26 protein-coding genes are annotated in these 26,716 nt (G+C 60.1%); 3 read left to right on the top strand and 23 right to left on the bottom strand.

Going from position 1 to position 26,716, the window contains the following annotated elements; translation table 11 throughout:
• Positions 1-14: 14 nt before the first annotated feature.
• The 10 genes from ACSPX5_RS00750 to ACSPX5_RS00705 form a co-directional block, all read right to left on the bottom strand.
• The gene (locus ACSPX5_RS00750; protein WP_169429089.1) at positions 15-530 is read right to left on the bottom strand and encodes a DUF4376 domain-containing protein; all 516 of its coding nucleotides are present in this window, start codon (positions 528-530) and stop codon (positions 15-17) included.
• Positions 531-539: 9 nt separating this feature from the next.
• The gene (locus ACSPX5_RS00745; protein ID WP_439820771.1) at positions 540-3,851 is read right to left on the bottom strand and encodes a tail fiber protein; all 3,312 of its coding nucleotides are present in this window, start codon (positions 3,849-3,851) and stop codon (positions 540-542) included.
• The gene (locus ACSPX5_RS00740) at positions 3,852-4,487 is read right to left on the bottom strand and encodes a phage tail protein I (RefSeq protein ID WP_207866769.1); all 636 of its coding nucleotides are present in this window, start codon (positions 4,485-4,487) and stop codon (positions 3,852-3,854) included.
• Positions 4,484-5,479 (bottom strand): baseplate J/gp47 family protein, encoded by a 996-nt coding sequence (locus tag ACSPX5_RS00735; protein WP_439820770.1) that lies wholly within the window; start codon positions 5,477-5,479, stop codon positions 4,484-4,486. Before ACSPX5_RS00735 ends, ACSPX5_RS00740 begins: the two co-directional genes overlap by 4 nt.
• The gene (locus ACSPX5_RS00730) at positions 5,476-5,808 is read right to left on the bottom strand and encodes a phage baseplate protein (RefSeq protein ID WP_169429086.1); all 333 of its coding nucleotides are present in this window, start codon (positions 5,806-5,808) and stop codon (positions 5,476-5,478) included. Before ACSPX5_RS00730 ends, ACSPX5_RS00735 begins: the two co-directional genes overlap by 4 nt.
• Before the next feature lie 14 nt (positions 5,809-5,822).
• Positions 5,823-6,431 carry a phage baseplate assembly protein V gene (locus ACSPX5_RS00725; protein WP_439820769.1) on the bottom strand — a complete coding sequence of 203 codons (609 nt, stop codon included), beginning with the start codon at positions 6,429-6,431 and terminating at the stop codon, positions 5,823-5,825.
• Positions 6,432-6,434: 3 nt separating this feature from the next.
• Positions 6,435-6,956 carry a hypothetical protein gene (locus ACSPX5_RS00720; protein ID WP_169429084.1) on the bottom strand — a complete coding sequence of 174 codons (522 nt, stop codon included), beginning with the start codon at positions 6,954-6,956 and terminating at the stop codon, positions 6,435-6,437.
• 73 nt (positions 6,957-7,029) lie between these two features.
• The gene (locus ACSPX5_RS00715) at positions 7,030-7,368 is read right to left on the bottom strand and encodes a phage holin family protein (protein WP_085647806.1); all 339 of its coding nucleotides are present in this window, start codon (positions 7,366-7,368) and stop codon (positions 7,030-7,032) included.
• 75 nt (positions 7,369-7,443) lie between these two features.
• Entirely contained in the window at positions 7,444-8,019 is a 576-nt protein-coding gene (locus tag ACSPX5_RS00710) for a DUF642 domain-containing protein (RefSeq protein WP_439820768.1), read from the bottom strand.
• Between the two features lie 526 nt (positions 8,020-8,545).
• Positions 8,546-9,280, bottom strand: coding sequence for a LexA family transcriptional regulator (locus tag ACSPX5_RS00705; RefSeq protein ID WP_169429081.1), 735 nt, complete (start codon positions 9,278-9,280; stop codon positions 8,546-8,548).
• A gap of 210 nt (positions 9,281-9,490) precedes the next feature.
• Between ACSPX5_RS00705 and mutS the strand changes: the two genes are divergently transcribed.
• A complete protein-coding gene (mutS, locus tag ACSPX5_RS00700) occupies positions 9,491-12,073 on the top strand; it encodes a DNA mismatch repair protein MutS (protein WP_169429080.1) in 2,583 nt (860 codons plus the stop codon).
• Positions 12,074-12,237: 164 nt separating this feature from the next.
• Positions 12,238-12,561: a ferredoxin FdxA gene (gene fdxA / locus ACSPX5_RS00695; RefSeq protein ID WP_007908827.1), complete on the top strand. Its 324-nt coding sequence runs from the start codon at positions 12,238-12,240 to the stop codon at positions 12,559-12,561.
• 511 nt (positions 12,562-13,072) lie between these two features.
• On the opposite strand, the gene rpoS is transcribed toward fdxA, so the two are convergent.
• The 8 genes from rpoS to ACSPX5_RS00655 form a co-directional block, all read right to left on the bottom strand.
• Complete coding sequence (gene rpoS / locus ACSPX5_RS00690) at positions 13,073-14,080, bottom strand: RNA polymerase sigma factor RpoS (RefSeq protein WP_007954831.1); 1,008 nt, start codon at positions 14,078-14,080, stop codon at positions 13,073-13,075.
• A gap of 106 nt (positions 14,081-14,186) precedes the next feature.
• A complete protein-coding gene (locus tag ACSPX5_RS00685) occupies positions 14,187-15,068 on the bottom strand; it encodes a peptidoglycan DD-metalloendopeptidase family protein (RefSeq protein WP_169429079.1) in 882 nt (293 codons plus the stop codon).
• Positions 15,069-15,279: 211 nt separating this feature from the next.
• On the bottom strand, positions 15,280-15,915 hold the full coding sequence (locus tag ACSPX5_RS00680; RefSeq protein ID WP_176704451.1) for a protein-L-isoaspartate(D-aspartate) O-methyltransferase: 636 nt from the start codon (positions 15,913-15,915) through the stop codon (positions 15,280-15,282).
• A 41-nt stretch (positions 15,916-15,956) separates the two neighbouring features.
• Positions 15,957-16,706, bottom strand: a complete 750-nt coding sequence (surE, locus tag ACSPX5_RS00675; protein ID WP_169429078.1) for a 5'/3'-nucleotidase SurE — start codon at positions 16,704-16,706, stop codon at positions 15,957-15,959.
• Complete coding sequence (gene truD / locus ACSPX5_RS00670; protein ID WP_134825650.1) at positions 16,694-17,752, bottom strand: tRNA pseudouridine(13) synthase TruD; 1,059 nt, start codon at positions 17,750-17,752, stop codon at positions 16,694-16,696. The genes surE and truD overlap by 13 nt, the downstream gene beginning before the upstream one ends.
• The gene (ispF, locus tag ACSPX5_RS00665) at positions 17,749-18,222 is read right to left on the bottom strand and encodes a 2-C-methyl-D-erythritol 2,4-cyclodiphosphate synthase (protein WP_007954821.1); all 474 of its coding nucleotides are present in this window, start codon (positions 18,220-18,222) and stop codon (positions 17,749-17,751) included. The genes truD and ispF overlap by 4 nt, the downstream gene beginning before the upstream one ends.
• Positions 18,223-18,265: 43 nt before the next feature.
• Positions 18,266-19,111 (bottom strand): S-formylglutathione hydrolase, encoded by an 846-nt coding sequence (fghA, locus tag ACSPX5_RS00660; protein ID WP_323159928.1) that lies wholly within the window; start codon positions 19,109-19,111, stop codon positions 18,266-18,268.
• A 54-nt stretch (positions 19,112-19,165) separates the two neighbouring features.
• Positions 19,166-20,278, bottom strand: a complete 1,113-nt coding sequence (locus tag ACSPX5_RS00655) for an S-(hydroxymethyl)glutathione dehydrogenase/class III alcohol dehydrogenase (protein WP_007954819.1) — start codon at positions 20,276-20,278, stop codon at positions 19,166-19,168.
• A 115-nt stretch (positions 20,279-20,393) separates the two neighbouring features.
• Between ACSPX5_RS00655 and ACSPX5_RS00650 the strand changes: the two genes are divergently transcribed.
• Positions 20,394-21,290, top strand: coding sequence for a LysR substrate-binding domain-containing protein (locus ACSPX5_RS00650; RefSeq protein ID WP_085712852.1), 897 nt, complete (start codon positions 20,394-20,396; stop codon positions 21,288-21,290).
• On the opposite strand, the gene ispD is transcribed toward ACSPX5_RS00650, so the two are convergent.
• The 5 genes from ispD to ACSPX5_RS00625 all read right to left on the bottom strand — a co-directional run bounded on the left by ispD (position 21,287) and on the right by ACSPX5_RS00625 (position 26,525).
• Complete coding sequence (gene ispD / locus ACSPX5_RS00645; protein WP_169429073.1) at positions 21,287-21,994, bottom strand: 2-C-methyl-D-erythritol 4-phosphate cytidylyltransferase; 708 nt, start codon at positions 21,992-21,994, stop codon at positions 21,287-21,289. The genes ACSPX5_RS00650 and ispD overlap by 4 nt on opposite strands.
• Complete coding sequence (gene ftsB, locus ACSPX5_RS00640; protein WP_003222158.1) at positions 21,991-22,269, bottom strand: cell division protein FtsB; 279 nt, start codon at positions 22,267-22,269, stop codon at positions 21,991-21,993. The genes ispD and ftsB overlap by 4 nt, the downstream gene beginning before the upstream one ends.
• A gap of 328 nt (positions 22,270-22,597) precedes the next feature.
• The gene (gene eno / locus ACSPX5_RS00635; RefSeq protein WP_323159930.1) at positions 22,598-23,887 is read right to left on the bottom strand and encodes a phosphopyruvate hydratase; all 1,290 of its coding nucleotides are present in this window, start codon (positions 23,885-23,887) and stop codon (positions 22,598-22,600) included.
• A gap of 156 nt (positions 23,888-24,043) precedes the next feature.
• Positions 24,044-24,889 carry a 3-deoxy-8-phosphooctulonate synthase gene (gene kdsA / locus ACSPX5_RS00630; RefSeq protein WP_007954807.1) on the bottom strand — a complete coding sequence of 282 codons (846 nt, stop codon included), beginning with the start codon at positions 24,887-24,889 and terminating at the stop codon, positions 24,044-24,046.
• A gap of 4 nt (positions 24,890-24,893) precedes the next feature.
• Positions 24,894-26,525 carry a CTP synthase gene (locus ACSPX5_RS00625; protein WP_085697338.1) on the bottom strand — a complete coding sequence of 544 codons (1,632 nt, stop codon included), beginning with the start codon at positions 26,523-26,525 and terminating at the stop codon, positions 24,894-24,896.
• Between the last annotated feature and the right edge of the window lie 191 nt (positions 26,526-26,716).

Below are 26,716 nucleotides of genomic sequence, written 5' to 3'. Positions count from 1 at the left end.
GGGGTGCGGGGCGTTTATTCGAGATCTGCGGTATCGGTCGACGATGAATCCGGCCAGCCCTCGGCCAGCATTTCGTCGTGGTACTCACCTGCCTCGATTGCGCGTAACAACGTCAGCTCGCGGTCAAAACAGGCCTGTACGTGCGCCCGCACGGCTTTCGCAATTTCGATGATTTGCGCAGCGCCAATCTCGACGAACCCCTTCGCTGTTTTGAAATTGCAGCGGTATTCGGGATCGAGAATGGCTGAAAGCCCCGTGCTTGCGATCAGCGCCTGGCTGACGCGAGTTGTCTCAATCAGAAGCTCACCGACCGACACGCCAGAGGCTTCCCGGCGGAATCGCTCGGCAGCGATGACGTCTTCTTTTGAGACCGGGGCATTTCCGGTTTTTGAAGCGATGTAGGCCAGATAGCGGACATCGTCTTCCGTAACGACGCCCTGGTTCGGCCAATACGCCTCATCTTGCGGCTCTGCAAAAACCGCCGTCACGGCAAGCTGGTGCTCGTCCGTAAATTGGACATAGATGCTCATAGGTCAGCCTTAAAATGTATATGCCGAGATGTTGATGCTAAAGGTTGCGATACCCGCAGACGCCGACAGGGTGTGATACAGCGTCTGAGGACTCGTCAGCGGCAGAAGCGGAAAAGGACTTTGAGGGCCACCGTTTGCAGCGCCAGAGGGATTGCAAGCGAACTGTACGTTGCCCACACCATTTTCGCCGCCCAAGGCTGCATAGGTATTGACACCAGCCGTGGCGTTGGAAAGCCCAATGTAGCCTTGACATTGCTTTGCATTCATCGGAACAGCAGAAGCCACCGAGAACGGCGCAAAGCTGGACCTGCCGCCCTGTGTCGACAACACTTCCTTGCCATTACCGGAGAACATTCGGTTTTCCTGATAACCATTCGGGAACTGGCCGCTGGCGTTCGTTGGCCACACCCCGATCAGCGCCGAGTAGGTGTAACCCGCTGGTGGAGCCGACCCACCGTACATAACAGGCGCCACAGCCGACGTGCAGTTCCACGCCATCACGCCCTGAGCTTCGGTTACCGGGTTGTAAAAGGCATAGAGGGCCACATAGCCATTGACTGGCGCAGCCCCTGCATCCATGGCCCCGAGGCCCTTGGCTGCCGACGCCAGATCAACCAACTGGCTGAAGTTTCGCAGGGTGCGCGTCTTGCCATTGGCATTGCCGACAACAACCTCCGCCACCTTGATCGTTCCGGACGACGACGCGACCGAAATCTGCATCTTGTCGCCACGCATGCTCCCAACAAGTGGGCCATTGCTGGAGGCGGTTTCAACGGCCGCTGCGAGTGCGGCTATATCGATCGTTCCCTGGTTGACCGGCGCGTTCCAGGCTTTGATGCACCACATGACGCTGATGTTTCGTGGGCGAGTGCCAACAAGGTTGCCACGCTCAAACATCAACGGTGTGTCTAAAAAGGACTTCCCAGGGTTGTCAGCCGTGCTGACGGTAATGCCGGTTCCCGGATACATGGCCTTGTTGACCACGTCGCCACCAACGTATGAATGAGCATTTTCGGTAAGGGTCGGACCCAGCGTGAATGCAACTGTGGTGTCTTGCAGCGCCTTGAGATCAGGAGTTGTCGCGTCAGTCGCCAAAAGCGTTGCCTTCTGGAAACTTCCCAGCTCCCGTCCAGCGTCCACACCTCGTCCATGATCCCAACCTCGCAGGAACTCACCGCGAGACTCTGGCAGGCGGAAATTGCCCGCGCCTTCGTCCCCTTTGTTGAACTTTGTTCCGAGATACGCCGCCAGATCCGGGTAGGTCGCAATGCTCTGCACGCTGCCATCCAGCTCCAGATAACCGGCAGGCACGACACCCATTGGAAACGACAGAACAGCACCCACCGGAACAGACGATTTCAGCTGCGAGACTTCCTTGGCCAGTGCTGCTACATCGATGCTTCCCTGATTGATCGGCGCGTTCCAGGCCTTGATGCACCACATGACGGCGAGGTTGCGTGGTCGCGCCTCGCTGCCTCCCGACGTGTTCATGTAGCTGGCGAAGTTGGAACTGCCTGTCTGCGTTCCATTGTCGGCAACGATACCCGCGGCGTTGGCGCCACCGGTATTGCCGAAAACGGGAATCCGGGTGTAGGTGTGGGCGTGAGCCTTGTTGTCATCCGCCTGCCAGCTACCGAGCCCGCGACCTATATCGATCCCGCGACCATGATCCCAGCCACGCAGGAATTCTCCGCGAGACTCCGGCAAACGGAAATTACCGGTGCCCTCATCGCCCTTGTTGAATTTTGTGCTCAGGTACGCCGCCAGATCCGGATAGGTCGCAATGCTCTGCACGCTGCCATCCAGCTCAAGAAAGCCGGGCGGTACGATCCCCGTTGGAAACGCCATGACAGCACCCACCGGAACGGCCGACCCCAGCCGGGAGACTTCCTTGACCAATGCTGCTACGTCGATGTTTCCCTGATTGACCGGGGCGTTCCAGGCTTTGATGCACCACATGACGGCGATGTTGCGTGGACGCGCCTCTGAACCGCCCGCCGAGGAAGTAGTGACATTGGAACTCTGAAAGTCACGCCCTGGACCAGCCGCCAAATGACCATACGAGTAAATCGTACCAACGGCTGTATGCGTATGTGCCTTGTTGTCATCAGCCTGCCAACTGCCAATGCCACGCCCGGCATCCACCCCACGCCCATGATCCCAACCCCGCAAGAATTCCCCACGCGCCTCAGGCAACCGGAAATTCCCGACACCCTCATCCCCCCTGTTGAACTTGCCACCCAGATAGGCGCTCAAGTCAGGGTAGGTCGCGCTGCTCTTGACGCTGTTGTCCAACTCCAGAAAGCCCGGCGGTGGCGAGTCAACCGGGAACGCGACAATCGACCCCACCGGCAACGCCGACGCCTTGGCAATCAGCGCCTCGACTTCAGCCTTGGTGTACGAATCCTTGATGCCGAAACCGGCCAGCGTGTCGGGATTCGAGCCGGCTGTCGCGCGGCCGTATTCGTCGACGCTCAGACTTTTGTAGGTACCGGCAGCAATCCCGGTGCGCCCGGCCAGCATCTTGAATGTCAGCGCGGTAGTGCCGAGCGTGATCGGTGCGTTGGTGGTCAGGTGCCACAGCGAATCGCCGTTGAGCGTGCCCTCCTCCACCATCACCGTCAGGCCCGGTGTGACCTTGGCGCTGACGTTGGCATCGTTGGCCCGAACCCAGTCGCCGTTGGCGACGATCCACAGGCCGTTGTCCTTGGCCAGGGTCTGATTCGGCAGCAGCACACGGTCGCCGGCGATCACCGCCACGCCGTCGATCTGCTGCGCGCCGTTCAACACCACGTTGGCGGTGGCGGCGACGCGAGCCGACTGTTTGCCGTCGAGTTTGCCGAGTTCTTCGGCGAGGTAGCTCATGACCCACGCCCGAGTGGCCTTGACCACCGTGTCATCGATCAGCAGCGTCACCAGTGAGGCATTGCTGGTCTCGAAAATCGAGCGGATGTAGAACTCTTTGCCCGAGCCTGAAGTGGCCAGCACCGGTTTGAACGACTCCGGGTATTTGACGATGGCGTAGAGAATGCCGGTGTCGGTCCAAAGGCCGGCTTCACGCACGTACCAGCCGCCGACGTCCGGCGGGATGGTGACTTCGGCGAGCAGCCAGCTCGGGTTTTTCTCGTCCTGGAACAACGCATTGAGCGGTCCGCGCCAGACTTCACGTTTCAGCGCGGTAGCCGTCGCGGCCGGGTTGTAGACCGCGCCGCTGCCATCGCCGACGGAAATCTGCGTCAGCTTGATCGGTACGCCCGCCGCCTTGCAGGCGGTTTCGTAGGCAATCCCTGCGTTGGTGAGCAGGGTGTAATAGTCAGCCATTCAGGCCCCCTGAGGATAAATAGTGGATGTTTCGACGGTGTACAGCGCAGCCGCCATGAAGGCCTCTCCCGAGGTTTCGAGCCCTTCGAGGAACACCGGATAAACCGTGGTCAGCTCACCGCAAAAGGTCGCGGCGCCGATCACATGAGAGCCGAAGGCGCTGAGGCCGACCGACACCGACAGCACGTCCCGTTCGCTCTTGGCATCGGCCAGGCGTCGGTCGAGACGGGCATCGATTTCTTCGCTGTAGGGTTGTTCGCTGAAGGCCCGCACGGAAAAGCTGTAGGGTTCGCCGGGCGGTGTCTGTTCATACCAGGCGCGGACTTCAGGCCTGAGTTGCAAGCCCTTGGCAGCGTTTTCCAGTGCCTTGCGGGTGCCGGCCTGACGCGCGGTTGGCCAGGCCAGTTCGACGGTCAGGCGCTTCTCGGCTTCCGGTGCGTCGGTGCTCCATTCGGCCACGCCGCGATCCGCTGCGAGATACGGCAGGAATGCGAGGGGTGTCGAGCTCGGGTTCATCAGTTCGGGGAACGGCGGTGCGATGCGGTCAAGCAAAGCGCCGAAGCCGATGTCGAGTGCCCGTTCCAGCGCCGAGCTGTTGGCCGGCAGCAGGGTCGGACGCGGTGTCTGGTCCGTCATAGTGTCTGCACCTCGACCTCGACCGCCGTACAGTACGGCGCTTGAAACGCGGTGCACACAATCGGCGTCAGCGGTTCAAGAATCTGCAATTGCACGGCGCCGGCGCTGTGCAGCGTGTAGTCGATCCAGCTCGGGTCGATCCGGCCTTCCAGGCGATGGCAGCTGTCGGCGTAGGCTTGCAGATGTTGCTCGGCGGCGACTTTGGTCAGGCCCGAATCGGGGCCGGAATTGATCTTTGCCACGACGCGGATTTTGTAGCGCTGAATCTCGGCGCCTTTGACCGTGACCTTGTCGGTTTCCGGACAGACATCGGGCCGGGCGAAGTGCTGGCGCACGCCGTCGAGCAGTGCGGCGGACGGTGTGCCGTCGGCGTCGCGGGACAGCACCGTCACCTGCACTTCACCGGGGGCCGTGCGGCGGCCATTGCCATCCTTGACCTGTGCAGCGAGGCCGTCCGGGGCAAAGGTGTAGGTGACGTTGACGACGCCGGCATCGGTGGATTCGACTTTCACCGCCGGCCGTTCGCCGAGGGTGAACACCTCGCGGCGATACTGCATCCGCGACCCCGCTGCCGGCGCATGGGGCGCCAGGTAATAACGCAACCGGGCATCATCGTCGCTCTCGTAAATCGCCGGCACTGGCGGAAACGCTGCCGGGTCGCCCGGGTCGAGCAACTGCCGCTCCAGCCCCATGTCCGCGAGCCGCGCATCAAGGTTGCTGCCGGTGGCCCACCACGCCAGCATTTGCTTGATGCGAGCGTTGTATTTGCGTTCGTGGCTTTGCAGGCGAACGCAAAACGCTTCGAGCGCCATCGTCAGCAATTCGCTTTCGTTGTCCAGGCTGGTCTTGAGTTTCGCAGCGCTCTGCGGCGAGCGGGTACCGACGTATTCCAGGACGAAGGTCTTGAACTCGGCCAGCAGATCCTCGAAGGCCTCGACCTTGATCAAAGAGGGTTCGGCCAGTTGGTTCTGGCCCGGGATCAACATGCTCATGTCACGACCTCGAAAGTCTGTTGGCGGTTTTTCCAGGTGCCGGCGAAGCGCAGCAGCAGACCGGCGCCCTGACGCGTGGCGACGATCACGCCTGGCTGGAAATCTCCGATGCCGTTCTGCGCGTTGTAGAAAGCCTGCGCAGCGTGACTCTGGGCCAGAAGCAGAACGTCATCGCCCAGGTTTTGCCCCAACAGCGTGGGGATCAACGAACCATAAAGGGGCCTTTTTTGCCGGGTGCCCAGCGGCGTGGTCAGGGCTCGTGTCGCGCGCTGCACGAATTGCAGCCAGTCGTCGACCGTGGCCCCGGTGTCTCTATCGATTCCGATCATGGGAAGCTCTTGATTCAGGGGCTGATGACGCGACCCTGGTGATCCACCAACGGGCCGCTGAAGTGCACGCCCGAGGCGTCGATGGCCAGGCCGACGGCGCCCAGTTGCAGGTTGATCGCTTGCGCTGTCATCGCCAGCCGCGCCGGGCCGATGCTCAGCTCAAGCGATTCTCGGGAGCCGTTGAAGGCGGCCGGACCGTTTTGCCAATGCAGCGTGTGAGTGGCGTCGTCGTAGCCGCTTTCACTGCCGTCCTGATGGACGCGACGGGTCAACGTCGGCACCGTCGAGGTCGGTGGAAAACGGTCGCTGTTCAGGCCGAACAACGCCACGCTTTGTGCGCCGCTTTCGCCGCTGCCGTAGTTGAACAGCAGGCATTGTTCGCCCACCGTCGGGATCCGCGACTCGCTCTGCGCGCCGGCGCTGGGGTTGAAGAATTTGATGGCCGGGGTGAGCAATCCACCGTGGCTGACCTTGCAGGTGTTGCTCGCCGCATCGACCTCCTGACAGATGCCGATGCGGCAATAACTCTCGGCGCGTCGGTGCAGGTCTTCGATCTCCGCTTCCATCTCGGCCAGGCGTTCGATGATCGGGCCCAGTTGCATACGCAGTAACGCGTCGAACATCGGTCAGGCCTCCAGCGTGGTGTATTGGTCGGGATCGTCGATGTCGCTGACTTCCCAGGTGCGGGCGAATTTCGGTGTGCCGAGCGGGTCGTCCAGCAGGGTCGGGCCCAGGTAGAGGGTCTGGTTGAAGGTCAGTGTCCAGGCCTTGTTGGGCTGATCGGCTCGAATCGCCAGTGACGGCAAACCATCGATATTCATTGGCAGATCGCATTGATCGCCGGGCAGGCCCCAACGATTGTCGGTGATCAGGTTTTTCAGGGCGGCGATCAGGTCACAGGCAGCGAACGCCGTGGCGGAAAGCGCCGGGATGACTTGCAGTGACAGCGTCAGCACATGGGCGATACGCCCGTTGGCAGCGCGTTCTCCTGGTGCATTGCGTTCGATGTCGATCAGCACCCAGGCCTTGTCGCCGGGGGCCGTGAAGTCATCCTGACTGCCGACCTGCACGTTCAGGTCGGCGTTGTTGCGCAAGGCTGTCGCCATTGCCGTGAACAGTTGCGACGGCTGCCGGATCGGTGTGGGCATGCATGACCTCCTTTTCGAATGTCCACGCGCAGTCCCACCGCACAGCGTGCAGCGAGACAGGAAAGTGAAAGGGTTACTGCGGATCGCGCGGGGGAACTTCGCAGACGCCAATGCGCTTGGCGGCCCAGCGTTCGTACAGACCGATGGCCACGTCGGCGCCGGCCATGGCTGTCAGGCAGCCAAACGCGCCAGCAGCCCAGATCGACATGCCGGCGGCGTACAGCAGCATGATCGCCGAGACGCCGCAGATCATGCAGGCGCCGGAGCGCAGGGCGAGCCGCCGAAGCAGTGGCCAGCCACGGGCGCCCTCCTTGTCGGCGCGCCACATTTCGCCGGACACCCCGCCCACGACGGCAAGGAGGATGACCAGCCAGATCGGCATGTCAGCCAACGCTTGTTGCTCGTTTGTCATGTCACGCCTCCCGGGAGTGCGGATGAATAAAAGAATAGTGAGAAGCCAACCAACGCAGCTCCCCGGTTCTGGGCGCTACAGGCGTTCAACAATGACGTTATCGATAAAGGCAAAGTTGGCGTTCGGGTTTTGCTCGTTGAAAAACGCGAGCGTTGTCTGCGCTGTGATGGCGGTGAATTCGTAAGTGATGGTGCTCCACTCCACAGCAACACCTTTAGCCGTCGGGGTATTGAACATCGACGTTTGCCCGGCCACTTTGACCTGGATGACACCGTCACCGGAGCGGCTGGCAAACCGTGAATTGCCTGCGCTGAAGGTGAGTCGGTACTTCGCCCCGATGGTCGTGGCGAAGTTCTGTTGAATCCCGCCACCATTGCCATAAACATAATTGGCCAGATCCACGATCATCACGCCGTCGGCTGCGACGGAACCGCCAATTGCGTTTGGCATGTTGAAGTACTCGGCACCGGACAGAAAGGTTGTCCAACCGGTGATTGCATTGGTTTTGGCGGGGGTGTCCAGAATGCAGCCACCACCGCAGGTCGACTGTTCAAAACTGCCGTTGACCAACAGGTTGGCGGCCAGCACATTCGTGCCTGCACCAAGCAACATTGCGCTGGCCAGGAACGGAGCAAGATATTTCTTAAACATATTCGGATTTCTCTTCCGTGAAAGGATTGATGGGTAATGCCTCAGGGGTTATTGCGAACAAGGCAGGCATTCCAAAAAGCCCGGCAGTCCGCCGGGCTTTTCAGTAATGCGCTCCTTCGCCTTCCTTCAATCCTGTGTCCGTGTGAAGGAAGCTGACTTTTCGGCGCTACTGGCGCGGTACGAGTCCATTCAAATTGTTTTTCCGACCGCGGTCCCTGCCCGCCGGATAACTGCTTCTGGTGCTTTACGCTGCACACCCGGGTCAGTTGCCAACCCTCTGAACCGTTGAGGCCGGTTCATCGCTGCCTGTTCTTGTGGAACTAAAGAGCTGTTGTTGCCAGCCGCTTTGTCGAGCGGCTTGGTGGCAAGAATATGCATGGATGCATATACAGTCAATGCGTAAATGCATTTATTTATGCACAAGAAATGCGCGAATGCATGAAAGCCCCCGCCGTTCAAGGGTTGGCCGGTTTTCTACAGGCGAAAAAAAACCCGCCGAGGCGGGTTTTGTCAGAAAGGAGTCAGGTTACCGGGCGTACATACCCCACCAGAAGACGTGACCGAGGATGACGATCTGCTCGTCCTGCATATCCTGGAAGCTGTAGTCCTCGTCCGGATGCTCATCGCGATTGAAGCTGCGCAGACGGATACCGGTAGGCAGGCGATAGAGCTGTTTAACCCGCAATTGACCGTTGTGGTTGATCGCATAAAGGTCGCCATCAATGATGTCGCCGATCCCGCACTTGCCGGCGTTGACACCGACCGTGGCGCCGTCGCGCAGCACCGGCAACATGCTGTTGCCCCGTACGGTCACGCATTTGGCCTGGTCGAACTGCACGCCATTATGGCGCAGGCTGCGCTTGCCAAAGCGCAGGCTGGAGCGCTCGCTCTCTTCGATGACGAATCTTCCTGATCCAGCAGCCAATTCAACCTCGCGAAGGAAGGGCACGGACACCTCGTCGTCATCGACGGGCGTGTCATCGTCCCACAGGCTTATGTCCTTGAGTTCGGAATGCAACTCCTCGCGCCCGCCGCCGGCAACCGGCGCGACATCCGCGCGCCCGCGCAACTGATCGGTACTCACGGCGAAGTACTCGGCAATCTTCGAAATATGTTTATCCGAAGGATCGACGATCTTCCCGCTGAGAATCCGCGAGAGAGTGGATTGAGGCACGCCGGTGCGACGGTGGAGCTCCGTGGGGGAGATCCCGTGCTGATCGAGCAGTGCTCTTAAGACGGAGGATACGTTGCGTTTTTGCATAACGCGCATAGTGCTTGAAGTTTTTCGGGATGACAAATGCTGATTTGCATAAATCGTGCATAGTCGAGCTTTTTGCGCCATAAACCTGTCACCCGGCCGCGATGCCTGCGTCCAACAGACCGCCCATGGTAACCTTGCGCCCATCGCGGAAAAGCCCGGCGACCGCCCCGCTTTTGCCCCACATCTTCCAACGAGTTACCTGACAATCCGATGAATAAAGCCGTCTCCGACCTGTCCTCCCACACTCCGATGATGCAGCAGTACTGGCGCCTGAAGAATCAGCACCCGGACCAGCTGATGTTCTACCGCATGGGCGACTTCTACGAGATCTTCTACGAAGACGCGAAGAAGGCGGCCAAGTTGCTGGACATCACCCTGACCGCCCGCGGGCAGTCGGCAGGGCAGGCAATTCCGATGTGCGGGATTCCGTATCACGCGGCGGAAGGCTATCTGGCGAAACTGGTCAAGCTGGGCGAGTCGGTAGTGATCTGCGAGCAGGTTGGCGACCCGGCCACCAGCAAGGGCCCGGTCGAGCGTCAGGTAGTGCGAATCATCACCCCGGGCACGGTCAGCGATGAGGCATTGCTGGATGAGCGTCGCGACAACCTGATCGCGGCGGTGCTGGGGGACGAGCGCCTGTTCGGCCTCGCGGTACTGGACATCACCAGCGGCAACTTCACCGTGCTGGAAATCAAGGGTTGGGAAAACCTGTTGGCGGAGCTTGAGCGGGTCAACCCGGTCGAGTTGCTGATCCCGGATGACTGGCCAAAGGATCTGCCGGCGGAAAAACGCCGTGGCGTTCGTCGCCGTGCGCCGTGGGACTTCGAGCGCGACTCGGCGCTGAAAAGTCTTTGCCAGCAATTCTCGACCCAGGATCTCAAAGGCTTCGGCTGCGAAACGTTGACCCTGGCCATCGGCGCTGCCGGTTGCCTGCTGGCCTACGCCAAGGAAACCCAGCGCACCGCCCTGCCCCATCTGCGCAGCCTGCGTCACGAGCGGCTGGACGATACCGTGGTGCTGGACGGCGCCAGCCGCCGCAACCTGGAACTCGACACCAACCTGGCCGGTGGCCGCGACAACACCCTGCAATCGGTGGTCGACCGTTGCCAGACCGCCATGGGCAGCCGCTTGCTGACCCGCTGGCTGAACCGCCCACTGCGCGATCTCACCGTGCTGCTGGCGCGCCAGACCTCGATCCGTTGCCTGCTCGACGGTTATCGTTTCGAAAAACTGCAACCACAGTTGAAAGAGATCGGTGACATCGAGCGGATTCTCGCCCGGATCGGTCTGCGCAATGCCCGTCCTCGCGACCTCGCCCGTCTGCGTGACGCACTCGGCGCCCTGCCTGAACTGCAAGTGGCGATGACCGATCTCGAAGCGCCGCACCTGCAACATCTGGCAAGCACCACCAGCACCTACCCGGAACTGGCAGCGCTGCTGGAAAAAGCCATTATCGACAATCCACCGGCGGTGATCCGTGATGGCGGCGTGCTGAAAACCGGCTACGACAGCGAACTCGACGAGCTGCAGTCGCTGAGCGAAAACGCCGGACAATTCCTGATCGATCTGGAAGCCCGGGAAAAGGCCCGTACCGGCCTGGCCAACCTGAAAGTCGGTTACAACCGGATTCACGGCTACTTCATCGAATTGCCCAGCAAGCAGGCTGAATCGGCTCCGGCGGACTATATCCGTCGTCAGACCCTGAAGGGCGCAGAGCGCTTCATTACTCCCGAGTTGAAAGAGTTCGAGGACAAGGCACTGTCGGCCAAGAGCCGCGCCCTGGCTCGCGAGAAGATGCTCTATGAGGCGTTGCTGGAAGATCTGATCAGCCAGTTGCCGCCGCTGCAGGACACCGCTGGTGCGCTGGCAGAACTGGATGTGCTGAGCAATCTCGCCGAACGTGCTCTGAATCTCGACCTGAATTGCCCGACCTTCGTCAGCGAACCGTGCATGCGCATCAACCAGGGTCGCCACCCGGTGGTCGAGCAAGTGCTGACCACGCCGTTCGTGGCCAACGATCTGAGCCTGGACGACAACACCCGGATGCTGGTGATCACCGGTCCGAACATGGGCGGTAAATCCACCTATATGCGCCAGACCGCGTTGATCGTGCTGTTGGCGCACATCGGCAGCTTCGTGCCAGCGGCCAGCTGCGAACTGTCGCTGGTGGACCGGATTTTCACCCGCATCGGTTCCAGCGACGACCTGGCCGGCGGCCGCTCGACCTTCATGGTGGAAATGAGCGAAACCGCCAACATCCTGCACAACGCCACCGAACGCAGCCTGGTGCTGATGGACGAAGTGGGTCGCGGCACCAGCACGTTCGACGGCTTGTCGCTGGCATGGGCGGCGGCCGAGCGACTGGCGCATTTGCGCGCCTATACTCTATTTGCCACGCACTATTTCGAACTGACCGTGTTGCCGGAAGCCGAGCCGCTAGTTGCCAACGTGCATCTCAACGCGACCGAACACAACGAACGTATCGTGTTCCTGCACCATGTCCTGCCGGGGCCGGCGAGCCAGAGCTATGGCCTGGCCGTGGCGCAACTGGCCGGTGTACCCAGCGAAGTGATCGCGCGAGCCCGCGAGCACTTGAGCCGACTGGAAGACACTGCGCTGCCTCATGAAGCGCCAAAGCCGGCCGTCAAAGGCAAGCCGGCCGCCCCGCAACAGAGCGACATGTTCGCCAGCCTGCCGCACCCGGTACTGGACGAACTGGCCAAGCTGGATCTCGATGACGTGACACCGCGCCGGGCACTCGAAATGTTATATGCACTTAAGAACCGGATCTAAGCACTGAAGAACCGGATATAACGCAAACGGCTTCAAGCTGTTAGAATCTCGCGCGGTTCGGGATGCTGCTGGCTATTTAGCCTGGCTGGCAGACATCGCTCCCGAACCTGGCGACCCCAACCGTGAAGGGGCAACGCTGCCGCCGCCTGAGGAGAAAATTAGAAATGACCTTCGTCGTCACCGACAACTGCATCAAGTGCAAGTACACCGACTGCGTAGAAGTCTGTCCGGTGGACTGCTTTTACGAAGGCCCGAACTTCCTGGTGATTCACCCGGATGAATGCATCGACTGCGCCCTGTGCGAACCGGAATGCCCGGCCGTCGCCATTTTCTCCGAGGACGAAGTTCCGGAAGAAATGCAGGAGTTCATTCAGCTGAACGTTGAATTGGCCGAAATCTGGCCGAACATCACCGAGAAGAAAGAATCGCTGCCAGACGCCGAAGAGTGGGATGGTGTCAAAGGCAAGATCAAAGACCTCGAACGCTGATTACCCCCGCGTTCACGCAAAAGGCCTCATGAGGGCCTTTTTGCTTTTCTGCGTTTTGCTTTTCTACAGGCAAAAAAAAGGGGCGGTTTGACCCGCCCACATTTTTTCCCTATTCCCTGTGTTCCTTTTCATCGTCCTGATGAATCGCGTCCTGCGATGTCCATTCCCCTCTTCCGTGAAGGGCGTGTCTATCCGTCGACACAACCCAGATACTAAAGAGTTCCCCGGTTTGGGCAACCGGCCCGTTCCGGTAAAGTCTCGTGTCATAAGCATTTAACATTTGAAAATATTCATATAAATCAAAAAGTTGATCACGTCACCACAGCGCAATGGATGTCTTCCGCAGTGTAAAAATAACGAACACTTACGAAAGAGTAAGCCAGGGCTTACACCGCGAGACTACAAACCCGGGAAATGACGACCGATCGTCAGGTTCCAGGCCGCTGGCCAGAGCCGGACAACAAAAAGCCCCGAACGGTCGGGGCTTTTTGTTGGCGGTCATGCAGAACGCTTACTGGAACAGCGACTCGCTCGACAGGCCGTTTTTCTCAAGGATTTCCCGCAGGCGCTTGAGGCCTTCCACCTGGATCTGTCTCACCCGTTCCCGGGTCAGGCCGATCTCCAGGCCTACATCTTCCAGCGTGCTGCTCTCGTGACCGCGCAGACCGAAGCGGCGTACCACCACCTCGCGTTGCTTGTCGGTCAGCTCCGAGAGCCATTGATCGATGCTCTGCGACAGATCGTCATCCTGCAGCAGTTCGCATGGATCGGTCGGACGGTCGTCCGTGAGGGTGTCCAGCAGGGTTTTATCCGAATCCGGACCCAGCGAGACGTCGACCGAAGAAACCCGCTCGTTCAGGCCCAGCATGCGCTTGACTTCGCCCACCGGTTTTTCCAGCAGGTTGGCGATTTCTTCGGGTGAAGGTTCGTGATCGAGTTTTTGCGTCAGCTCCCGTGCCGCCCGCAGGTACACGTTGAGTTCCTTGACCACATGAATCGGCAGCCGGATGGTCCGGGTTTGATTCATGATCGCGCGCTCGATGGTCTGACGGATCCACCAGGTCGCGTAGGTCGAGAAGCGGAAGCCGCGCTCGGGATCGAACTTTTCCACCGCCCGGATCAGCCCGAGGTTGCCCTCTTCGATCAGATCCAGCAGCGACAGCCCCCGGTTGACGTAACGCCGGGCGATCTTGACCACCAGCCGCAGGTTACTTTCAATCATGCGCTTGCGCCCGGCGGGGTCGCCACTTTGCGACAGACGCGCAAAATGAACTTCTTCCTCCGGGGAGAGCAATGGGGAAAAGCCGATTTCGTTGAGGTACAGCTGCGTGGCATCGAGTGCCCGGGTGTAGTCGATGTACTTGTGTTGTTTAAGTGAAGCGGAGTGTTTGGATTTGGCACGAACGGAAGGTGGAGCAGCCCCTTCATCATTCGACATCGAATCCGAATCGATGCCGGTCTCCATCAGGAGAACCTCATCGTCGATGTCAAACTCCGGCACTTCTTTACTGAGAGCCATTGTTATAGTCCTTTGGTGAGTTCGACCCCAAGCTCAAGCGGCGCCTTTATCCTTGGCAACGCTGGAGCCTGTCCCCTCTACGTGAAAGAACAGGCTGGTCTGCAAATCAACGTCTTGGCAGGAACTGCAGCGGATCTACAGGTTTACCTTGTCGGCGAATCTCAAAATGCAGTTTCACCCGGTCTGTACCCGTTGACCCCATTTCGGCAATTGTCTGTCCGACTTTGACCTGCTGCCCCTCCCGTACCAACAGCCGACGGTTGTGTCCGTAAGCACTGACGTAGGTTTCGCTGTGTTTGATGATGACTAATTCGCCGTAGCCCCTTAAGCCACTCCCGGCGTAAACCACAGTCCCATCAGACGCAGCTAAAACAGGCTGTCCCAAATCTCCGGCGATATCAATTCCTTTATTCAAACTACCGTTTGAAGAGAATTTACCAATCAGAATGCCATTAGATGGCCATCCCCAGCCGGTCGGGGCTGGGCCCGGTGGAGGCAATGGAGCCGGTGCCGGCTTGTTGGCGACGGACGGTACAACCGTCGTCGAAGCGGCCCCGGAACCGGTGGTTGTGGTGGTCGTCGTGCCATTCGCCTGGCGCCGGATTATCGTGGTTTTGCTCGACGAAGACGGTGCCGAACCACTGCTGCTGGCCACCGCAGTCGACGTTGAACCCGGGCGCCCATCAAAGCGAATCGTCTGACCCGGGTGGATCGTGTACGGCGTAGGAATATTGTTCCGGGCAGCGAGGGCTTTATAGTCCCAGCCGTAGCGAAACGCGATGGAAAACATCGTGTCACCCGGACGGACTACATACTGTCCGGTCGTCACTGTAGGACGCTGGGCGACCGCGTTGTTGCGATCGACGACCCGAACGTTGTTCGATTTGGTGCTGGAGCAACCGACCAGCAAGGTGCTCAAGACAAGGCCAGTCACCAGGCGCTGAAAGCTCGTGTTACCCATACGCTGCGCAATGACTGTGAGACTCACCCGCCGCTCCCTTTGTGGTGGCTGAAAAATGTGGAATGCCGATTTCGGCCTGTAACGTCGCAAGTATAACGGGCGAATCCGGCTTTACCTTTAATGAAGCGTTATCGCTCGGCGCACACGTTTGCTCATGGACGATGAATTCTGTTTAAACAATCGGTGCCGGTGTAAGACAGGTGCACTCGCAAGGAATTCAGCGCCGAAAAACAAATGCTCAGGCCAGAGGCCCGTTGAGCAATGGCACAAAACGCACCGCCCCGAGGACGTGTCGGGAAAAGCCGTTTTCTTCGCGCACGATCAACATCAATTGCTGAACTTCGCCCGAGCCGACCGGGATGACCATCCGCCCGCCCGGTGCCAGTTGATCGAGCAGCGCCTGCGGCACATCGGTCGCCACTGCGGTGACGATGATGCCGTTGTACGGCGCCAGCGCCGGCCAGCCTTCCCAGCCATCACCCCAGCGGAACACCACGTTGCGCAGGTTGAGCTCGACCAGGCGTTCCTTGGCCCGGTCCTGCAGCACCTTGATGCGCTCCACCGAGAACACCCGCTCGACCAGTTGCGACAACACTGCGGTCTGGTAACCGGAACCGGTGCCGATCTCCAGCACCTTGTCCAGCGGCCCCGCCTCGAGCAGCAGCTCGCTCATGCGCGCGACCATATAAGGCTGGGAGATGGTCTGGTTGTGGCCGATCGGCAGCGCGGTGTCTTCATAAGCACGGTGCGCCAGCGCTTCGTCGACGAAGAGATGACGCGGCGTGCGACGGATCACTTCCAGCACGCTCGCGTTGGACAAGCCTTCTTCATACAGTCGCTGAATCAGGCGTTCACGGGTGCGCTGGGAGGTCATCCCGATACCGCTGCGCAACCGGTCGTCGTGTTCACGGGCCATCAGTTGAGCCCCTCCAGCCAGCCGTCGAGACTTCTGAAAGCATCATTGAAGGTGCGATCGAGCTGCAACGGAGTGATGGAAACGTAGCCCTGCATCACCGCGTGGAAATCGGTGCCCGGCCCGCCGTCCTCTGCATCGCCGGCGGCGGCGATCCAGTAACCGGCCTTGCCACGGGGATCGACCACTTTCATCGGCGCTGCCGCACGGGCGCGATGCCCCAGGCGCGTCAACTGAATGCCACGAATGTGATCGATCGGCAGGTTGGGAATGTTCACGTTCAATACCGTACGCGGTGGCAGATCGAGCCCGGCGTGGGCCTCGATCAGTTTGTGCGCAAAGTGGGCGGCCGTGGGCAGATTGTCCACCTGCCGGGAAACCAGCGAGAAGGCAAACGACGGTCGCTCGAGAAAACGGCCCTCGAGGGCTGCCGCCACCGTTCCGGAATACAGCACGTCGTCGCCCAGGTTGGCGCCGAGGTTGATGCCCGAGACCACCATGTCCGGCTGGCGCTCCAGCAGGCCGTTGAGTCCCAGATGTATGCAGTCGGTCGGCGTACCGTTGAGGCTGATGAAGCCATTGGCCAGGTATTGCGGGTGCAGCGGACGATCCAGCGTCAGCGAACTGCTGGCGCCGCTCTTGTCCTGCTCCGGGGCGATAACCACGCATTCGGTGTAATCCGCCAGCGCAGCATAAAGCGCGGCGAGACCGGGTGCGGTTACCCCATCGTCGTTTGAAATCAGAATACGCATGGGCTGTCCGTCTGCCCCACCGGCACCAGATCAACGAGTTCGCGCACCAATACGGTGGCGAAGCATCCGGCCGGGAGGACGAATTCCAGTTGCAGAATGTCAGGCTCGGGATAATGCCACGTCAACCCGCCAATGGGCAGCCGCAGGATACGACGTTCGTGGCTCATACCGGCATTAATCAACCAATCGCGCAGATCCGCCTCGCGTGCGGCAATCGCCTGCTCCAGATCATGGACAGCGCCGGCGGCCGGTGAGTCACCTTCGCCCCACTGCGGACCGGTCGGATGCAGATCGAGAATCGCCAGGCGCGGGTCGCTGCATTCGGCAACACCCGCCGGGAAAAAGCTGCGGCTGTCGGTGAACGCCAGCAGATCGCCGACCTGGGCGCGCTGCCAGGTGCCATCGGCAACACGCGCCGCCAGCACCTGGTTGAACAGAAAACTGCGGGCGGTCGACAGCAGGCGCGAACGCACATTGCGCTGCTCCGGCAAAGCCTTGCGCGCTGCCCATGAACGAGCGTCGACCACATTGCCGCCGTCATGGCCGAAACGCTGGGCGCCGAAGTAGTTCGGGATACCTTGTTTGGCAATCTGTTGCAGGCGCTCGTCGATGGCGGCCTTGTCGCCATTGAACTGGGTCAGGCGCAAGGTGAAACCGTTGGCCGAATGCGCGCCGCGTTGCAGCTTGCGTTTGTGGCGGGTGGTTTTGAGGATCTTCAGCGTGTCGTTTTCCGCCGCCGACAGATCCGGGTCGGCCTTGCCCGGCAATTGCACGCTGAACCACTGGCGCGTCAGCGCCTGACGGTCTTTCAGGCCGGCATAGCTGACCGTGCGCAGCGGCACACCGGCGGCCTTGGCAATGCGTCGAGCCGCTTCCTCGGTGTTCAGACCGCGCTTTTCCACCCAGATCCACAGGTGCTCGCCGTCACCGCTGAACGGAATGTCGAGGACTTCATCGACCTGGAAATCTTCGGCGATGGCTTTCAGTACCGCGGTGCCAAGGGCGTCGCCATAGGCCCGCGGGCCCAGCAGTTGCAGTTCGTTCATGCGCGCAACAACAAGGCAACGGAATGCACGGCGATGCCTTCTTCGCGACCGACGAAGCCAAGCTTCTCGGTGGTGGTGGCTTTTACGTTCACTTGATCCAGTTCTACTTGCAGATCCGCGGCAATCAGCGCGCGCATCGATTCGATATGGGGGGCCATTTTCGGGGCCTGGGCAACGATGGTGTTGTCGACGTTGCCGACCTTCCAGCCTTTGGCGTGGATCAGACTGACCACATGACGCAACAGCACACGGCTGTCGGCGCCCTTGAATTGCGGGTCGGTGTCCGGGAAGTGTTTGCCAATGTCACCTAACGCAGCCGCGCCGAGCAAGGCATCGCTCAAGGCGTGCAGCAGGACGTCACCGTCGGAGTGGGCGAGCAGCCCGAAGCCGTGTGCGATTCGCACGCCGCCCAGAGTAATGAAATCGCCTTCAGCGAAACGGTGCACATCATAGCCGTGGCCAATACGCATAAAAAAACGCCCCGATTTTTGTCAGGGCGTGATTCTACCTGCATTAGCCCTTGAGGGCGCGCGCGTGATGCTGCAAGTGGTCGTCAATGAAGCTCGCAATGAAGAAATAGCTGTGGTCATAACCCGGTTGCAGGCGCAACGTCAGCGGATGGGCCGCCTGTTTTGCCGCTTGCTGCAGCGCTTCCGGTTTGAGCTGGGTGGCGAGGAAGTCGTCGCGATCACCCTGATCGACCAGCAGTGGCAGTTTCTCGTCCGCCTCGGCAATCAGTGCACAGGCATCCCACTCGCGCCATTTCGAACGGTCTTCGCCCAGATAGCGGGAGAACGCCTTTTGCCCCCACGGGCAATCCATCGGGTTGTTGATCGGCGAAAACGCCGACACCGACTGGTAACGCCCCGGATTGCGCAATGCACAAACCAATGCGCCGTGACCGCCCATGGAATGGCCGCTGATGCTGCGTTTGTCCGAGGCCGGGAAATGCGCTTCAACCAGTGAAGGCAATTCCTGCACGACGTAGTCATGCATCCGATAGTGCCGCGACCACGGCTCCTGCGTGGCATTCAGATAGAACCCGGCGCCCAGACCGAAATCCCACGCGCCATCCGGATCCCCCGGAACATCGGCGCCACGAGGGCTGGTGTCCGGTGCCACAATGATCAACCCCAGCTCGGCCGCCATGCGCATGGCACCGGCCTTCTGCATGAAGTTTTCGTCCGTGCAGGTCAGGCCCGACAGCCAGTACAGCACCGGCAGTTTGCCGCCCTGCTCTGCCTGCGGCGGCAGATACACGGCGAACACCATGTCGCAGCCCAGCACATCGGAGCGATGGCGATAGCGCTTGTGCCAGCCACCGAAACTCTTCTGACAGGAGATGTTTTCCAGACTCATGTAGGACTCCTACGCAGCCACGGCTGCGCATTGCAGCCGTGGCATCGCGATTGATCAGAAATGAATGACGGTACGGATGCTCTTGCCTTCGTGCATCAGGTCGAAGGCCTTGTTGATGTCTTCCAGACCCATGGTGTGGGTGATGAAGGTGTCCAGCGGGATTTCGCCGCTTTGCGCCATGTCGACGTAGCTTGGCAATTCGGTACGGCCACGCACGCCGCCGAATGCCGAACCGCGCCAGACGCGACCGGTCACCAGCTGGAACGGACGGGTCGCGATTTCCTGGCCGGCACCGGCAACGCCGATGATTACCGACTCGCCCCAACCTTTATGGCAGCACTCGAGAGCTGCGCGCATCAGTTGCACGTTGCCGATGCATTCGAAGGAGAAGTCGACGCCGCCGTCGGTCATGTCGACGATCACTTCCTGGATAGGACGATCGAAGTCCTTCGGGTTCACGCAGTCGGTGGCACCCAGTTGTTTGGCGATTTCGAATTTGGCCGGGTTGATGTCGATGGCGATGATGCGCGAGGCCTTGGCCTTCACTGCACCAATCACGGCCGACAGACCGATGCCGCCGAGACCGAAGATCGCCACGGTGTCACCCGGTTTGACCTTGGCGGTGTTGATCACCGCACCGATACCGGTGGTCACGCCGCAACCGAGCAGGCAGACCTTTTCCAGCGGGGCATCCTTGGAGATCTTGGCCACGGAGATTTCCGGCAGCACGGTGTACTCGGAGAACGTCGAAGTACCCATGTAGTGGAAAATCGTTTGGCCCTTGTAGGAAAAGCGCGAAGTGCCGTCCGGCATCAGGCCCTTGCCCTGAGTGGCGCGAATCGCCTGACACAGGTTGGTCTTGCCCGACTTGCAGAATTTGCACTGGCCGCATTCCGGGGTGTACAGCGGAATCACGTGGTCACCGACGGCCACGGAAGTCACGCCTTCGCCGATCGCTTCAACGATTGCGCCGCCTTCATGGCCGAGGATTGACGGGAAGATACCTTCCGGGTCAGCGCCCGACAGGGTGTAGGCGTCAGTGTGGCAAACCCCGGAAGCCACCACGCGCAACAACACTTCACCGGCCTTGGGCATGGCGACATCGACTTCTACGATTTCCAGCGGCTTCTTGGCCTCGAAGGCAACGGCGGCGCGCGACTTGATCATGCTGACTCTCCAGTGAATCCATTGAATAAAAACCAGACAGGGAGTGTAGTCCAGCGCTGCTTGATGAATAATCCGGACAAAAGCAAAACATTATTGCCATACAGGGATAATCCCCATGTCCGAAAACCGCTGGGAAGGCATCGACGAGTTCGTCGCCGTAGCCGAATGCAGCCAGTTCACCGCCGCTGCCGAACGCCTGGGCGTTTCTTCCTCGCACATCAGTCGACAAATCGTACGGCTGGAAGAGCGTTTGCAGACGCGGCTGCTGTATCGCAGCACCCGGCGCGTCACCCTGACCGAGGCCGGCCAGACCTTTCTGCAACATTGCCAACGTCTGCAGGACGGACGCGAAGAAGCCTTGCGCGCGGTCGGCGATCTGACCAGCGAACCCAAAGGCATGCTGCGCATGACCTGCGCCGTGGCTTATGGCGAGCGCTTCATCGTGCCGCTGGTGACCCGGTTCATGGGGCATTACCCGCAACTGCGCATTGATATCGAACTGACCAACCGCCAACTCGACCTGGTGCACGAAGGCCTGGACCTGGCGATCCGCCTCGGGCGCCTTCAGGATTCCCGCCTGGTAGCAACTCGACTGGCCCCACGGCGCATGTACCTCTGCGCATCGCCGTCCTACCTCGAACGGTACGGTCGGCCACACAGTTTGTCGGAACTGAGTCGACACAATTGCCTGATCGGCAGCTCGGACATCTGGCAACTTGAACAGAACGGGCGGGAATTTTCCCAGCGGGTGCAGGGAAACTGGCGCTGCAACAGTGGGCAAGCGGTGCTGGATGCGGCGCTACAAGGTGTCGGACTGTGTCAATTGCCGGACTATTACGTGCTGGAACATCTGCACAGCGGCGCGTTGATCTCTTTGCTGGAAGCGCATCAACCGCCGAATACGGCGGTGTGGGCGCTGTATCCGCAGCAGCGGCACTTGTCGCCGAAGGTGCGCAAACTGGTGGATTTTCTCAAGGAAGGTTTGGCCGAACGGCCGGAGTACCGGATTTAACGACGGTTGGCCCAGCGCTGGCGCAACCATTCCAAGTCTTCCGGACGGGTGACTTTCAGGTTATCCGCACGGCCCTCGATCAGACGCGGCGCCATGCCGGCCCACTCCATCGCCGAGGCTTCATCGGTGATCAGCGCATCGGCCACCAGACTGTCCGCCAGTGCCCGGTGCAAGGCACCCAGGCGGAACATCTGCGGCGTGTAGGCCTGCCAGATCACGCTGCGATCCACGGTTTCCACCACACGACCGTGCTTGTCGACCCGCTTGAGGGTGTCCTTCGCCGGCACAGCCAGCAAACCACCGACCGGATCGTTCGCCAGCTCAGCGAGCAATTTGTCGAGATCGTCACGGCTCAGGTTCGGCCGCGCCGCATCGTGCACCAACACCCAGTCCTCGTCATCAGCACCTTGCGCGTGCAAATGCAGCAAGGCGTTGAGCACGGAGCCGGAACGTTCGGCACCACCGTCGACCCGTTGAATTCGCGGATCGCTGGCGCTGGCCAGGTTCGGCCAATAAGGATCATCGACGGCAAGACTGACCACCAGGCCCTTGAGGCTCGGGTGATCGAGGAAACAGCCGAGGCTGTGTTCGAGAATGGTGCGCCCGCCCAGTTGCAGATATTGCTTGGGACGGTCCGCGGCCATACGGGCACCGACGCCCGCGGCAGGAATCACGGCCCAGAAGGCCGGCAGGGAATCGATCATTGGGCCAACTGGTAAAGGGTTTCGCCGTCCTTGACCATGCCCAGTTCGTGACGAGCCCGTTCTTCAACGGTCTCCATGCCTTTCTTCAACTCGCTGACTTCAGCGTCCATCACCCGATTGCGCTCCAGCAAGGCTTCGTTCTCGGCGTGTTGATCAGCAATCTGCTGATTCAGTTCGGCGACTTGCGCCAGACTGCCATTGCCCACCCACAGGCGGTACTGCAGACCGGCCAGCAGCAAGAGCAAGACGAGAAACAACCAGTAAGGACTGCGCATCGAATATCAGGTATCCAGTGAAAAAAGACAGCCACGCAAAAACTTTGAAGCATCTGATAGCACGAAGCCTGGAATATCCAGGCTTGTGCATATAAGGCATCAGATTAGTGGCAAATCCATCGCTGTCACGACTTTTCCGACACAATCCGGTGTCTTTTTAACATGTGTGCCTTGCTTCACCAATACGCTTCACTTTTGGCGAGTGACTGTTGCGGTCAAGCAAGGCGCCGCGACGAGTCATAGCGCGCTATGGCGAGGAGCGGCAACGCTGCGTGACGGCAACAGGCGCCGCCAAAATGAAGCAGTATTGGTGAGGCAGGGCACTTAATCAGCCGCGGAACTCGGAGCGACCGTTGTACTTGGCCTTGCCATTCAACTGCTCTTCGATACGCAGCAGTTGGTTGTACTTGGAAACGCGGTCGGAACGGCACAGCGAACCGGTCTTGATCTGGCCAGCCGAAGTACCCACCGCCAGGTCGGCAATGGTCGAATCTTCGGTTTCGCCCGAACGGTGCGAGATCACGGCGGTGTAACCGGCAGCCTTGGCCATCTGGATGGCTTCCAGGGTTTCGGTCAGGGTGCCGATCTGGTTGAACTTGATCAGGATCGAGTTGGCGATCTTTTTATCGATGCCTTCTTTCAGGATCTTGGTGTTGGTCACGAACAGATCGTCGCCGACCAGTTGGATCTTCTCACCGATCTTGTCGGTAAGGATTTTCCAGCCAGCCCAGTCGGACTCGTCCAGACCGTCTTCGATCGAGATGATCGGGTAACGCTCGGTCAGACCTTTGAGGTAGTCGGCGAAACCTTCAGCGGTGAACACCTGGCCTTCGCCGGACAGGTTGTACTTGCCGTCTTCGAAGAATTCGCTGGCTGCGCAGTCCAGAGCCAGGGTCACGTCGGTGCCCAGCTTGTAGCCGGCGTTGGCGACAGCTTCGGAGATCACCTTCAGTGCATCTTCGTTGGAAGCCAGGTTCGGCGCGAAACCGCCTTCGTCACCCACAGCAGTGCTCAGGCCACGGGCCTTCAGAACGGCTTTCAGGTGATGGAAAATCTCGGTGCCCATGCGCAGACCTTCCGAGAAAGACTTGGCGCCAACCGGCTGAACCATGAATTCCTGGATGTCGACGTTGTTGTCGGCGTGTTCGCCGCCGTTGATGATGTTCATCATCGGAACCGGCATCGAGTAAACACCCGGGGTGCCGTTCAGGTTGGCGATGTGTGCGTACAGCGGCAGGTCCTGATCCTGTGCAGCCGCCTTGGCCGCAGCCAGGGACACGGCGAGGATGGCGTTGGCGCCCAGGGTCGCTTTGTTTTCGGTACCGTCGAGCTTGATCATCGCGTGATCCAGGGCTTTCTGGTCGCTTGGGTCGGTGCCCAGCAGCAGATCGCGGATCGGACCGTTGATGTTGGCTACCGCCTTGAGCACGCCCTTGCCCAGGTAACGGCTCTTGTCGCCATCACGCAGCTCGAGCGCTTCACGCGAGCCAGTGGATGCACCGGACGGCGCGCAAGCGCTGCCGATGATGCCGTTGTCGAGAAGCACGTCCGCTTCCACGGTGGGATTGCCACGGGAGTCGAGAACTTCACGACCTTTGATGTCGACGATTTTTGCCATTGTTGTAAACACTCCAAAGTTGACGAAAACGACGCAGCTAGAGGAAATCTTTTGACCGTCGGCAAGTGGTGTGCAGCGGGCAGCTTGCAGACGACAACGCTCATACCCGAGGGCATGAGCGACAAATCGTGCGGTACTTTACCGGAGAATTGAGGTTTACGCGGTTTCTACCGTCGGAAAACTCTTCACCAGTTCGTCCAGGGCTTTGAGCTGGGCCAGGAATGGCTCCAGTTTGTCCAGACGCAAGGCGCAAGGGCCGTCGCATTTGGCGTTGTCCGGGTCCGGGTGCGCTTCGAGGAACAGACCCGCCAGCGACTGGCTCATGCCAGCCTTGGCCAGGTCGGTGACCTGGGCGCGGCGACCGCCGGCGGAGTCGGAACGACCGCCAGGCATTTGCAGCGAATGGGTCACATCGAAGAATACCGGGTACTCGAACTGCTTCATGATGCCGAAGCCGAGCATGTCGACCACGAGGTTGTTGTAGCCGAAGCTCGAACCGCGCTCGCAGAGGATCAACTGATCGTTACCCGCTTCCACGCACTTGTTCAGGATGTGTTTCATTTCCTGAGGCGCGAGGAACTGGGCTTTCTTGATGTTGATGACGGCATTGGTCTTGGCCATCGCGACGACCAGATCGGTCTGGCGCGACAGGAAGGCCGGCAGCTGGATGATGTCGCAGACCTCGGCGACGACCGCGGCCTGGTCAGGCTCGTGGACGTCGGTGATGATCGGCACGCCGAAGGCTTGTTTGATGTCCTGGAAGATGCGCATGCCCTCTTCCAGGCCAGGACCGCGATAGGAGGTCACAGAAGAACGGTTGGCCTTGTCGAAGCTGGCCTTGAACACGTAAGGGATACCGAGTTTTTCGGTGACCTTCACATACTCTTCGCAAACCTGCATGGCCATGTCACGGCTTTCCAGCACGTTCATGCCGCCGAACAGCACCATGGGTTTGTCGTTGGCAATCTCGATGTCGCCGACGCGGATGATCTTCTGTGCCATCGGGTTACGCCTTCTTCTGGTGTTGAGCCAACGCTGCTTTCACGAAACCGCTGAACAGCGGGTGACCGTCACGCGGAGTCGAGGTGAATTCCGGGTGGAACTGGCAAGCGACGAACCATGGATGATCCGGTGCTTCGACCACTTCAACCAGCGCTGCATCGGAAGAGCGACCGGAGATTTTCAGGCCGGCCTCGATGATCTGCGGCAGCAGGTTGTTGTTCACTTCGTAACGGTGACGGTGACGCTCGACAATCACATCCTTGCCGTAGCAGTCGTGCACCTTGGAGCCGGGTTCGAGCAGGCATTCCTGAGCGCCGAGGCGCATGGTGCCGCCCAGGTCGGACGCTTCGGTACGCACTTCAACGGCACCGGTGGCGTCTTCCCACTCGGTGATCAGACCGACAACCGGATGGCCGCTGGCACGATCGAACTCGGTGGAGTTTGCGTCTTTCCAGCCCAGCACGTTACGGGCGAACTCGATGACCGCCACTTGCATGCCCAGGCAGATCCCCAGGTACGGAACCTTGTTTTCGCGAGCGTATTGAACGGCAGTGATCTTGCCTTCCACGCCACGCAGACCGAAGCCGCCCGGTACGAGGATCGCGTCGACGCCTTCCAGCAGCGCAGTGCCCTGGTTCTCGATGTCTTCGGAATCGATGTAGCGCAGGTTGACCTTGGTACGGTTGGTGATGCCGGCGTGACTCATCGCTTCGATCAGCGACTTATAAGCGTCCAGCAGTTCCATGTACTTGCCGACCATCGCGATGGTGACTTCGTGCTCCGGGTTCAGCTTGGCATCGACGACCTTTTCCCACTCGGACAGGTCGGCGCCATTGCATTGCAGGCCGAAACGCTCGACGACGAAATCGTCCAGACCCTGAGCGTGCAGCACGGCCGGGATCTTGTAGATGGTGTCGACGTCTTCCAGGGAGATCACCGCACGCTCTTCAACGTTGGTGAACAGCGCGATCTTGCGACGCGACGACACGTCCACCGGATGGTCGGAGCGGCAGATCAGCACGTCAGGCTGCAGACCGATCGAACGCAGTTCCTTCACGGAGTGCTGGGTCGGCTTGGTTTTGGTCTCGCCCGCGGTGGCGATGTACGGCACCAGAGTCAGGTGCATCAGCATCGCGCGCTTGGAACCGACTTCCACACGCAGCTGGCGGATGGCTTCGAGGAACGGTTGCGATTCGATGTCGCCAACGGTACCGCCGATTTCCACCAGGGCCACGTCGGCATCGCCGGCACCCTTGATGATGCGACGCTTGATTTCGTCGGTGATGTGCGGAATCACCTGGATGGTTGCACCCAGGTAGTCACCACGGCGCTCTTTGCGCAGCACGTGCTCGTAGACACGGCCGGTGGTGAAGTTGTTGTTCTGGGTCATGGTCGTGCGGATGAACCGCTCGTAGTGGCCCAGGTCCAGGTCGGTCTCGGCGCCGTCGTGGGTGACGAACACTTCACCGTGCTGGAACGGGCTCATGGTGCCCGGGTCGACGTTGATGTACGGATCCAGCTTCAGCATGGTGACCTTAAGCCCCCGCGCCTCCAGGATGGCCGCCAATGAAGCCGATGCAATGCCTTTCCCCAAAGAAGAAACAACACCGCCCGTGACGAATATGTAGCGCGTCATGAAAAACCCTAGAAGTCTGCGTTAAAGCGGTCCGAGCCGCCGGGGAAAGCGAAGGAAGGCCGAAGCCCCCGATCACCTGCATTAATCACAGTGCACCTTTCAAAAAAACCGCCGCGTTGGGACAGACCGGAAGTGAAAACACCGGTACGTTGCTCGCTACACATTTTTTGGAATCGCCCAGCAAAGACTGC

The sequence above is a fragment of the Pseudomonas sp. HLG18 genome (assembly GCF_051903985.1).
GTDB lineage: Bacteria > Pseudomonadota > Gammaproteobacteria > Pseudomonadales > Pseudomonadaceae > Aquipseudomonas > Aquipseudomonas fluorescens_BT.
Note: the sequence above shows the minus strand (reverse complement) of the source record. Positions and strands in the feature narration are given on the sequence as shown.

Coding starts and splice junctions, on each gene's coding strand:
- ACSPX5_RS00750 (WP_169429089.1), bottom strand. CDS start 530: ATGAGCATCTATGTCCAATTTACGGACGAGCACCAGCTTGCCGTGACG.
- ACSPX5_RS00745 (WP_439820771.1), bottom strand. CDS start 3,851: ATGGCTGACTATTACACCCTGCTCACCAACGCAGGGATTGCCTACGAA.
- ACSPX5_RS00740 (WP_207866769.1), bottom strand. CDS start 4,487: ATGACGGACCAGACACCGCGTCCGACCCTGCTGCCGGCCAACAGCTCG.
- ACSPX5_RS00735 (WP_439820770.1), bottom strand. CDS start 5,479: ATGAGCATGTTGATCCCGGGCCAGAACCAACTGGCCGAACCCTCTTTG.
- ACSPX5_RS00730 (WP_169429086.1), bottom strand. CDS start 5,808: ATGATCGGAATCGATAGAGACACCGGGGCCACGGTCGACGACTGGCTG.
- ACSPX5_RS00725 (WP_439820769.1), bottom strand. CDS start 6,431: ATGTTCGACGCGTTACTGCGTATGCAACTGGGCCCGATCATCGAACGC.
- ACSPX5_RS00720 (WP_169429084.1), bottom strand. CDS start 6,956: ATGCCCACACCGATCCGGCAGCCGTCGCAACTGTTCACGGCAATGGCG.
- ACSPX5_RS00715 (WP_085647806.1), bottom strand. CDS start 7,368: ATGACAAACGAGCAACAAGCGTTGGCTGACATGCCGATCTGGCTGGTC.
- ACSPX5_RS00710 (WP_439820768.1), bottom strand. CDS start 8,019: ATGTTTAAGAAATATCTTGCTCCGTTCCTGGCCAGCGCAATGTTGCTT.
- ACSPX5_RS00705 (WP_169429081.1), bottom strand. CDS start 9,280: ATGCAAAAACGCAACGTATCCTCCGTCTTAAGAGCACTGCTCGATCAG.
- mutS (WP_169429080.1), top strand. CDS start 9,491: ATGAATAAAGCCGTCTCCGACCTGTCCTCCCACACTCCGATGATGCAG.
- fdxA (WP_007908827.1), top strand. CDS start 12,238: ATGACCTTCGTCGTCACCGACAACTGCATCAAGTGCAAGTACACCGAC.
- rpoS (WP_007954831.1), bottom strand. CDS start 14,080: ATGGCTCTCAGTAAAGAAGTGCCGGAGTTTGACATCGACGATGAGGTT.
- ACSPX5_RS00680 (WP_176704451.1), bottom strand. CDS start 15,915: ATGACCTCCCAGCGCACCCGTGAACGCCTGATTCAGCGACTGTATGAA.
- surE (WP_169429078.1), bottom strand. CDS start 16,706: ATGCGTATTCTGATTTCAAACGACGATGGGGTAACCGCACCCGGTCTC.
- truD (WP_134825650.1), bottom strand. CDS start 17,752: ATGAACGAACTGCAACTGCTGGGCCCGCGGGCCTATGGCGACGCCCTT.
- ispF (WP_007954821.1), bottom strand. CDS start 18,222: ATGCGTATTGGCCACGGCTATGATGTGCACCGTTTCGCTGAAGGCGAT.
- fghA (WP_323159928.1), bottom strand. CDS start 19,111: ATGAGTCTGGAAAACATCTCCTGTCAGAAGAGTTTCGGTGGCTGGCAC.
- ACSPX5_RS00655 (WP_007954819.1), bottom strand. CDS start 20,278: ATGATCAAGTCGCGCGCCGCCGTTGCCTTCGAGGCCAAGAAGCCGCTG.
- ACSPX5_RS00650 (WP_085712852.1), top strand. CDS start 20,394: ATGTCCGAAAACCGCTGGGAAGGCATCGACGAGTTCGTCGCCGTAGCC.
- ispD (WP_169429073.1), bottom strand. CDS start 21,994: ATGATCGATTCCCTGCCGGCCTTCTGGGCCGTGATTCCTGCCGCGGGC.
- ftsB (WP_003222158.1), bottom strand. CDS start 22,269: ATGCGCAGTCCTTACTGGTTGTTTCTCGTCTTGCTCTTGCTGCTGGCC.
- eno (WP_323159930.1), bottom strand. CDS start 23,887: ATGGCAAAAATCGTCGACATCAAAGGTCGTGAAGTTCTCGACTCCCGT.
- kdsA (WP_007954807.1), bottom strand. CDS start 24,889: ATGGCACAGAAGATCATCCGCGTCGGCGACATCGAGATTGCCAACGAC.
- ACSPX5_RS00625 (WP_085697338.1), bottom strand. CDS start 26,525: ATGACGCGCTACATATTCGTCACGGGCGGTGTTGTTTCTTCTTTGGGG.